Origin of the sequence: Microbacterium sp. 69-10, from assembly GCF_001897945.1 — a bacterium.
Classification (GTDB): Bacteria; Actinomycetota; Actinomycetes; order Actinomycetales; family Microbacteriaceae; genus Microbacterium.
This window is the reverse complement of record NZ_MKRT01000001.1, coordinates 69601-78148: the sequence shown is the minus strand read 5'-3', so window position 1 is coordinate 78148 and position 8548 is coordinate 69601. Positions and strand designations below refer to the sequence as shown.

The following is an 8548-nucleotide window of genomic DNA, read 5'->3' as shown; positions in this document are numbered from 1 at the left end:
CGGCGCCGACACCTTCGCGCCCGACATCAACGGTGCCGCCCGCTTCGCCGAGCGGCTCGCCGCAGGCCTCGTGCAGCGCGGCCACGACGTGCACGTCGTGGCGCCGAACACCGCCTACCGTCGCTCCGCAACCCACACCGAGATCATCGAGGGCGAGCCGCTGACCATGCACCGGCTCCCCGCCGTGCGCTGGCTGCCGCACGACTGGCTGCGGTTCGTCTGGCCGTGGCGTTCCAAGCACTACGCCCGCAAGGTGCTCGACGAGGTGCAGCCGGATGTCGTGCACATCCAGTCGCACATCGTGATCGGACGCGGGCTCACCCGCATCGCCCACCAGCGCGGCATCCCGGTGATCGCCACCAACCATGTGATGGCCGAGAACATCCTCGACCACACCACCATGCCGGACTTCCTCAACCGGCCCATCCTCAAGCTGGCCTGGGACGACGCCAAGCGCACTTTCGACATGACCCGTGCGGTCACGACGCCCACGCGCAAGGCTGCGGACTTCCTCGAGCACACGATCGACATCAAGGGCGTGGTCCCGATCAGCTGCGGCATCGACCGCCGCAACTACACGCCAGTGATCGGCCCGCGCGAGCAGAACCGCATCCTGTTCGTCGGGCGCCTGACCGGTGAGAAGAAGGTCGATGTCGTGCTGCACGCGCTCGCGAAGCTCGACCCCGCTCTCGACGTGCACTTCGACATCGCCGGCGGCGGCGACCAGCGCAAGGCGCTCGAGGCGCTGACCGCCCAGCTCGGGCTGAGCGATCGCGTCACCTTCCACGGCCGCGTCACCGACGAGCAGCTGCGCGAGCTGTACTCCCGGGCATCCCTGTTCGCGATCGCGTCGATCGCCGAGCTGCAGTCGATCGTGACCATGGAGGCCATGGCATCCGCCCTCCCCGTGGTCGGCGCGAACGCGGTCGCCCTGCCGCACCTCGTGCACGACGGCGAGAACGGCTACCTGTTCGAGCCGGGGAACGTCGACGACCTGGTCGACAAGCTCACTCGCGTCCTGACGGCCGCGCCCGAGGAGTACGAGCGGATGCAGCAGGCCTCGCTCGACGGCGTGGCCGTGCACGACATCAACCGCACGCTCGACACGTTCGAGGCGCTGTACCGGGACGAGCCGCTTCCGGAGTGAGTCCGCGACGGTCCGCCTTCGCGATGTCTGCGCCGACGATGGCCGCGCGCCTACGATAGGTCGTGCCGTCGCCGACGACGGCGGAATCGGGGGATGGGCATGTCCGAGGCAGTGCAGGAGCCGCAGGGGGCGGCATCCGGTGCCGGAGCGCCGGAATCGCAGCCGGATGCCGTGACGGCGGGGGCCGCGCGACCGACGTTCCGCGAGCGACTGGCCCTGTGGGCCGACGCGTTCAAGGCGATCAAGTGGAAGCGCGTGCTGATCCTGGGCGGGATCGGGATCGTCGTCGCGGCCATCGCCGTGGTGCTGATCGTGAACTTCGTGCCGGTGGGCTGGTCCCGCTTCATCGGGGACTTCGCCCAGAACGACGCCGGGCGGGCGATCCTGGTGGGGCTGATCGTGGGGTTCTGCTTCACGCTCGTGCCGCTGATGGTGCTGCTGCTGCTCGCCTACCGTTCGCCCGCGTGGGTGAAGGTCGTCCTGGTGGTGCTCGCGGTGCTGCTGGCGACGCCCAACCTGCTGACGCTGTGGATCCAGACGGGGGCGTCGGGATCCGTGCATGCCGCCGACCGCATCATGGACACCGAGGCCTACGGCTTCAGCGGCGCGAGCATCTGGGGTGCCGTGATCGGCGCGCTCGCGTTCCTCGTGTGGGCATGGCTGTTCATCTCCAGCCGGCTGACGAAGAGGAAGCTCAGGACGCTGCGCGACACGCCCGCGGGGTCATAGCAGCACGCCGTACAAGAGGTTCGAGAGCAGCGAGAACACGACTCCCAGCGCCTCGACGCCGCCGACGCCGATCGCGATGCCGGCCAGCACCGGCTGGGAGCCGCGTCGTGCGGCGATGATGCCCAGGATGAGGGCGGTCGCCCCGAGGGCGAGGCCCAGCACCGAGCGGGCGAGGGAGATGACCTCGTAGAGGCCGTACTGTCCGCGCATGCCGGCGATGACGATCGGCGACATGATCACGAACAGCAGTCCCAGTGCGGCCGTGATCAGGGCGATGATGAACGCCGTGCGGCCGAGCGAGCCGGGGCCGGATGCCGGGGCGACGCCGTAGCCGGGCTGCGGGCCCGCTGTCTGCGGGTAGCCCGCGGGCGCCGGATAGCCCTGGCTCGCGCCGGGCTGCGCGTACGGGGACTGCACGGGCCCCGGCTGCCCGTATGGCGGCTGGTTGGGCTGTGCGGGCTGTTGAGGCTGCTGCGGATCGCTCATGCGCAAGAGACTACGGGGCGCGCGGTCAGAGATGCGCGGGTCTTGACTCCCCGCGTGCCGTGCGCTCGCTCTCCGCGACGCGGTTCCAGTCGGTCGGCGTGCGGCGGAATCCGTCGCGGCGCAGCTCGACGATCGTGGCGATGACGGCCCACAGGGCCAGGGCTGAGAGGACGATGACGATGAACATGGCAGAAATGCTATGGTCAGCGTTAAACTGTCACGAGTGGCAGTGAAGACAGTGAGCGTAGGATTACTGCCACATCGCGTGTGATCGAGGAGAACCCATGAAGACCGTCGCCTGCGTGATCGACAACGGCTTCGCGCCCTTCGAGTTCGGGGTGGCGTGCGAGGCCTTCGGCCTGGACCGCTCGGATGACGGGGTGCCGAACTTCGACTTCCGCGTGGTCGCCCCCGATCCCGGCCTCGTGCGCTCCAAGATCGGATTCGCCATCGAGGTCGAGAACGACCTCTCCTTCGCGGACGAGGCCGACCTGGTGATCTTCTGCCCGATGCCGCGGGAGTACTGGGGTTCCATGGACCCCAGGCTGATCGATCTGGCCCGGGATGCCGTCGCCCGCGACGCGTGGGTGATGAGCGTGTGCAGCGGATCGTTCGTGCTCGCCGCCGCGGGGGTGCTCGACGGGCGCCGCGCGACGACCCACTGGATGTACGCGCACGTCCTGGCCGACATGTACCCGCGGATCGACGTGGATCCCGACGTGCTGTTCGTGCAGGACGGGCGCATCATCACCAGCGCCGGGACCGCGGCGGGCATCGACGCCTGCCTGCACCTGCTGCGCATCGAGCTCGGCGCGGAGATGGCCGGGCGCATCGCCCGCCGCATGGTGGTGCCGCCCCAGCGTGACGGCGGCCAGGCGCAGTACGTCGACCGCCCCCTCCCGGTGGTGGCGAGCGGATCACTGGCATCCGTCGCCGACTGGGCCGTGCAGAACATCCGCGATGAGCTCTCGATCGATCAGCTCGCGGGACACGCGCACATGTCGGCGCGCACCTTCGCGCGCCGGTTCAAGGCCGAGTTCGGCGCGACCCCGGCATCCTGGCTCACCCGCCAGCGGGTGATCCACGCTCAGCGGATGCTGGAGCGCACCGACCTCGGACTGGACCGCATCGCCGAGGAGTGCGGCTTCGGTTCGGCCGCCGTGCTGCGGCAGAACTTCGCCCGCGTGCTCGACACCACGCCCACCGCGTACCGCGCGCGGTTCTCCTGCCGCGACGAGCGGATGCCCGAGCCCGTGCCGGCCTGAGCCGGTCCTGGGCGTCTGGTCCTGGCAGCCCCGGGTCGCAGTCGGTCACGCCATCGACCGGCTTTCGAGGTCCAGGTCGCAGTCGGTCCCGCTATCTTTCGCCGATTCCGGGACGAATCGCGACCTGGGCGCGACAGGCGCCGGGATTCCGGGACGAATCGCAACCTGGGCGCGAGAGCGCCGCGCTCAGCCCCAGTGGCCCGGCTCGGCCAGCACGTGCGAGCGCACGCTCGCGGCATCCGCCGACACCTCCGCCGTGCAGTACAGCAGCGACTCGGTGGGGTAGCCGTGCGCATTGTTGTCGCGGATGATCGCCCGGTCGTCCTCAGGGGACAGCTCGGCGCTGCGTGCGAGCAGCTCCACCCAGCGGCCGGCCCAGCCCTCGTCATCCGGCCTGGCCTCGGCGAAGCTCGGCAGCCAGGCCTCGATGCGGGCGGTGCGCGGGTCGTCCAGGTCGTCATGCGCGATCATGTGCACGCCATGCGTCACCGGTGTCTCGCGCAGCGTGTCGCCGTCCCAGTGCAGCACCCGCGAGCCGGTCGGCGTCACCTCGAGCAGGTTGAACCCGTGCATCCGCAGGGGTGCCTCGGGCGATCGGCCGGCCACCGACTCCAGCGCGAGCGAGCCGCGTGACAGCACGTCGGATTCCGGCAGGTCCAGCACATCGGCGCGGTTGAGCAGCACGGCCAGCCGGTGCGTCTTCGGGCCGAGCGCCAGCCAGGCGCCGCCCGCACGGCGGTCGTGGATGCCGATGACGCCCGGGTACGCGTCAGGCCACCATTCGCCCAGGTCGTCCCATGCGCGCTGCGGATCCTCGTCCCGCACGGCCAGCAGCCGGGCCCCGGCATCCGCCACATCGATCACCACGGTGCACACGTGCACGAGTATAGGGCGGCCGCGGACGCCGGGCTCCGCGGCAGAACTCCGGACATGTGCAGAACTTCGGATGCTTTCGCCCCGTGGCATCCGCGATGCTGCACTTCTCCGCGGTTCTGCACGCCCGGCCCCGCCGCGTAACCGCGCTGGGGCAGAATCGAGGGGTGAACATCGTCGTGGGAGTCACCGGCGGCATCGCCGCATACAAGGCGGTGCACCTGGTGCGCCTGCTGATCAAGGACGGGCACGACGTGACCGTCATCCCCACCGAGGACGCGCTGCGATTCGTCGGCCTGCCCACCTGGGAGGCGATCAGCCGCAACCCGGTGACCACGAGCGTGCACGAGGACGTCGCGAAGGTGCGGCACGTCGCGCTCGGCCAGGCGGCAGAGCTGGTGATCGTCGCGCCGGCGACCGCCAACACGATCGCCAAGATGACCGCGGGCCTGGCCGACGACCTGCTCGGCACCACCCTCCTCGCCACCACCGCGCCCGTCGCGATCGCCCCAGCCATGCACACCGAGATGTGGCGGCATCCCGCCACCCAGGCCAACATCGACACCCTGCGCGAGCGCGGGGTCGCGATCCTCGGCCCCGCCGAGGGTGAGCTCACCGGCGGCGACTCGGGGCCCGGGCGGATGCTGGAGCCCGAGCAGATCGCGGAGCGGGCGCTGGCGCTGATCGGCGACCGCGACCTCGACGGCCTGCGCGTCGTCGTCTCGGCCGGCGGGACCCGCGAGCCGCTCGACCCGGTGCGCTTCCTCGGCAACCGCTCCAGCGGCAGGCAGGGCGTCGCGCTCGCGCTCGCCGCGGCCGACCGCGGCGCCGACGTCGTACTGGTCGCCGCGCACATCGACGGTGCGGTGATGGCGGATGCCGCTCAGCATCCGCTCATCCGGATCGAGCACGCCGGAACCGCCGCCGAACTCGGCGACGCGATGCGCCGGGCGGCCGAGGATGCCGCCGTGATCGTGATGGCCGCCGCGGTCGCCGACTATCGCCCGGCCGAGGTCGCCGACGGCAAGCTCACCAAGGAGTCCGGCCTGCTGGAGAGCATCGAACTGGTGCAGAACGAGGACATCGTCGCGGGCCTCGCCGCCCGCCGGCATCCGGGTCAGATCGTCGTGGCGTTCGCCGCCGAGACCCCGCAGGACGGCGAGGAGATGATCGCCCGTGCCCGCCGCAAGCGCGAGCGGAAGGGCGTGGACCTGCTGGTCGTGAACGAGGTGGGCTGGGAGCGCGGCTTCGAGGCCTCCGAGAACGCCGTGCAGGTGATCGGCGAGGGAGGCGCGGTGCTGGCGAAGGCATCCGGCTCCAAGCGCGCCGTCGCCGACGACATCTGGGACGTGATCGCCGCGAACCTCGGCTGACCGTTCCGGGGCTCTTCTGCTAAACTTGAGTCATCACCACTCAACTTTGAAGGAGAGGCTCCTCAGGAGGAACGAATGACCAACCCCGCACAGAACAACGAAGAGCAGCAGAGCGCCCTCGAGCAGTTCGGCATCAACCTCACGGATCGCGCCCGCCAGGGCAAGCTCGATCCGGTGATCGGCCGTGACAGCGAGATCCGCCGCGTGAGCCAGGTGCTCACCCGGCGCACCAAGAACAACCCCGTCCTGATCGGGGAGCCCGGCGTCGGCAAGACCGCCGTGGTCGAAGGGCTCGCTCAGCGCATCGTCGCGGGAGACGTCGCCGAATCCCTCAAGGACAAGGAACTGGTGAGCCTCGACATCTCCGCCCTCGTGGCCGGTGCCATGTACCGCGGCCAGTTCGAGGAGCGCCTGAAGAGCGTGCTCAAGGAGATCACCGAGTCCGACGGCCGGGTCATCACGTTCATCGACGAGCTGCACGTGCTCATGGGCGCCGGCGGCGGGGAGGGGTCGGTCGCGGCATCCAACATGCTCAAGCCGATGCTCGCCCGCGGCGAGCTGCGCATGATCGGCGCGACCACGCTCAACGAGTACCGCGAGTTCATCGAGAAGGATGCCGCTCTGGAGCGCCGCTTCCAGCAGGTGTACGTCGGCGAGCCGTCGGTGGGCGACACCATCGCGATCCTGCGCGGGCTGAAGGGACGCTATGAGGCGCACCACGGGGTGACCATCTCGGACAGCGCGCTCGTGGCATCCGCCGCGCTCTCCAACCGCTACCTGCCCAGCCGGCAGCTGCCCGACAAGGCCATCGACCTGATCGACGAGGCCATGTCGCGGCTGAAGATGGAGATCGACTCCTCGCCGGTCGAGATCGACGAGCTCAAGCGCCAGGTCGACAGGATGAAGCTCGAGGAGCTCGCCCTCAAGCGCGAGAAGGACGCCGCCTCCAAGGAGCGCCTGGCCACGCTGCGCGAGCAGCTGGTCGGCCTCGAGAAGGAGCTCGCCGCCCTCGAGGAGCGCTGGGCGCGGGAGCGCTCGGGGCTGAACCGCGTGGGCGAGCTGAAGAAGCAGCTCGACGACGCCATCACGCAGCGCGACCTCGCCATGCGCAACGCCGACTACACCAAGGCGTCCAAGCTCGAGTACGAGACGATCAAGCGCCTGGAGCGCGACATCGCCGAGGCCGAGCAGACGGAGGCCGCGGTCTCGGACGAGGGCCGGATGGTCAACGAGCAGGTCACCGACGAGGACATCGCCGCCGTGATCGCCGCGTGGACCGGCATCCCCGTCGGCCGCCTGCTGCAGGGCGAGAGCGAGAAGCTGCTGCATCTGGAGAGCGAGCTGGGCAGGCGCCTGATCGGTCAGAAGGACGCCGTGAAGGCCGTGTCGGATGCCGTGCGGCGCTCGCGCGCAGGCATCAGCGACCCCGGTCGCCCCACCGGATCCTTCCTGTTCCTCGGTCCGACCGGCGTCGGCAAGACCGAGCTGGCCAAGGCGCTCGCCGAGTTCCTCTTCGACGACGAGCACGCCATGGTGCGCATCGACATGTCGGAGTACGGCGAGAAGCACTCCGTCTCCCGGCTCGTCGGCGCCCCTCCGGGATACGTCGGCTACGAGCAGGGCGGTCAGCTGACCGAGGCCGTGCGCCGGCGGCCGTATTCGGTGGTGCTGCTCGACGAGGTCGAGAAGGCGCACCCCGAGGTGTTCGACGTGCTGCTGCAGGTGCTCGACGACGGCCGGCTCACCGACGGCCAGGGCCGCACGGTCGACTTCTCGAACGTGATCCTGATCCTGACCAGCAACATCGGCTCGCCGATCCTGATCGACCCCGTCATGTCGCCCGACGACAAGCGCGAGGCCGTGATGGCGCTGGTGCGGCAGTCGTTCCGCCCCGAGTTCCTGAACCGCCTCGACGACATCGTGATGTTCTCGGCGCTGTCGCAGGACGACCTGGCGCAGATCGTGGAGCTGTCGGTGGATGCCCTGCAGCGGCGCCTCGGCGATCGCCGGCTCACGCTGGCGGTCACCCCGGATGCCCGGTCCTGGCTCGCCGAGCGCGGCTACGACCCGGTGTTCGGCGCCCGTCCGCTGCGCCGCCTCATCCAGACCGAGGTGCAGAACCGCCTCGCGACCGCGCTGCTCTCCGGCAGCGTGCACGACGGGGACACCGTCCGCGTGGACGTGGCCGCCGACGGTTCGGGACTGGTTCTCAGCACGCAGGCCTGAAACCGGCTTGCGCTCGGTACGGATGTCGGCTCAGAACGCAGATGTCGGCTCAGATCGGCTGGATCGACCGACATCCGTACTCTCGGCCGACATCTGTGCCGAAGCCGGGCCGGAGCTGCGGGATACCGGGCGTCAGGCGAACCGGTCCGCGATCCAGGCGGCCGCCTGGGAGGGCGCATGCCTGGCGTGCATCACACCCGAGTGGTGCGTCGGCCACCACCTATACGCCGAGCAGGTCGGTGAGGAAGGGCATCAGGATCAGCCCTGGCACGGTGCCGTAGGTGCCCGAGGCGATGCCGCCCAGCGCATAACCGGCGCGGGTTCGGCGCGGAAGCGCTGTCATGGAGCCGATCGTAGGGGCGTCCGTCATCCGAGGAGCACGGATGCGCTCATTCCGTCAGTGCTGCCCCGGTGGATGGGGCGATCCGCCGTCCATCAGGACTCGTGCG

At 70.0% G+C, this 8548-nt stretch carries 9 protein-coding genes; 5 read left to right on the top strand and 4 right to left on the bottom strand.

All coding sequences use genetic code 11. The features are described from left to right. Positions 1-1147 (top strand): glycosyltransferase (locus BGN97_RS00410; RefSeq protein WP_292697039.1); only part of this gene is annotated, 1147 nt, incomplete at its 5' end. A 99-nt stretch (positions 1148-1246) separates the two neighbouring features. Further along, complete coding sequence (locus BGN97_RS00405; protein ID WP_281862084.1) at positions 1247-1876, top strand: hypothetical protein; 630 nt, start codon at positions 1247-1249, stop codon at positions 1874-1876. Here the strand turns inward: BGN97_RS00405 and BGN97_RS00400 are convergent. Next, on the bottom strand, positions 1871-2362 hold the full coding sequence (locus tag BGN97_RS00400) for a hypothetical protein (RefSeq protein ID WP_281862082.1): 492 nt from the start codon (positions 2360-2362) through the stop codon (positions 1871-1873). The two genes, BGN97_RS00405 and BGN97_RS00400, sit on opposite strands and share 6 nt — an antisense overlap. 25 nt (positions 2363-2387) lie before the next feature. Continuing rightward, complete coding sequence (locus BGN97_RS00395) at positions 2388-2549, bottom strand: hypothetical protein (protein ID WP_281862080.1); 162 nt, start codon at positions 2547-2549, stop codon at positions 2388-2390. Between the two features lie 97 nt (positions 2550-2646). Here BGN97_RS00395 and BGN97_RS00390 point away from each other — a divergent pair, with 97 nt between their 5' ends. Continuing rightward, a complete protein-coding gene (locus BGN97_RS00390; protein WP_281862078.1) occupies positions 2647-3627 on the top strand; it encodes a helix-turn-helix domain-containing protein in 981 nt (326 codons plus the stop codon). 186 nt (positions 3628-3813) lie between these two features. Here BGN97_RS00390 and BGN97_RS00385 read toward each other — a convergent pair whose 3' ends face one another. Further along, positions 3814-4503, bottom strand: a complete 690-nt coding sequence (locus BGN97_RS00385; RefSeq protein WP_281862075.1) for an NRDE family protein — start codon at positions 4501-4503, stop codon at positions 3814-3816. A 164-nt stretch (positions 4504-4667) separates the two neighbouring features. Here BGN97_RS00385 and coaBC point away from each other — a divergent pair, with 164 nt between their 5' ends. Both coaBC and BGN97_RS00375 read left to right on the top strand, forming a co-directional pair. Next, complete coding sequence (gene coaBC / locus BGN97_RS00380; protein WP_281862272.1) at positions 4668-5873, top strand: bifunctional phosphopantothenoylcysteine decarboxylase/phosphopantothenate--cysteine ligase CoaBC; 1206 nt, start codon at positions 4668-4670, stop codon at positions 5871-5873. Positions 5874-5948: 75 nt separating this feature from the next. Then, positions 5949-8099, top strand: a complete 2151-nt coding sequence (locus tag BGN97_RS00375) for an AAA family ATPase (protein WP_292697021.1) — start codon at positions 5949-5951, stop codon at positions 8097-8099. Between the two features lie 220 nt (positions 8100-8319). Here BGN97_RS00375 and BGN97_RS00370 read toward each other — a convergent pair whose 3' ends face one another. Next, positions 8320-8442 carry a hypothetical protein gene (locus tag BGN97_RS00370; protein ID WP_292697018.1) on the bottom strand — a complete coding sequence of 41 codons (123 nt, stop codon included), beginning with the start codon at positions 8440-8442 and terminating at the stop codon, positions 8320-8322. Between the last annotated feature and the right edge of the window lie 106 nt (positions 8443-8548).

Bases quoted from the DNA above. Each gene is read 5' to 3' on its own strand.
- BGN97_RS00395 (WP_281862080.1), bottom strand. From the start codon at position 2,549: ATGTTCATCGTCATCGTCCTCTCAGCCCTGGCCCTGTGGGCCGTCATC.
- BGN97_RS00390 (WP_281862078.1), top strand. From the start codon at position 2,647: ATGAAGACCGTCGCCTGCGTGATCGACAACGGCTTCGCGCCCTTCGAG.
- BGN97_RS00400 (WP_281862082.1), bottom strand. From the start codon at position 2,362: ATGAGCGATCCGCAGCAGCCTCAACAGCCCGCACAGCCCAACCAGCCG.
- BGN97_RS00375 (WP_292697021.1), top strand. From the start codon at position 5,949: ATGACCAACCCCGCACAGAACAACGAAGAGCAGCAGAGCGCCCTCGAG.
- BGN97_RS00370 (WP_292697018.1), bottom strand. From the start codon at position 8,442: ATGACAGCGCTTCCGCGCCGAACCCGCGCCGGTTATGCGCTGGGCGGC.
- BGN97_RS00405 (WP_281862084.1), top strand. From the start codon at position 1,247: ATGTCCGAGGCAGTGCAGGAGCCGCAGGGGGCGGCATCCGGTGCCGGA.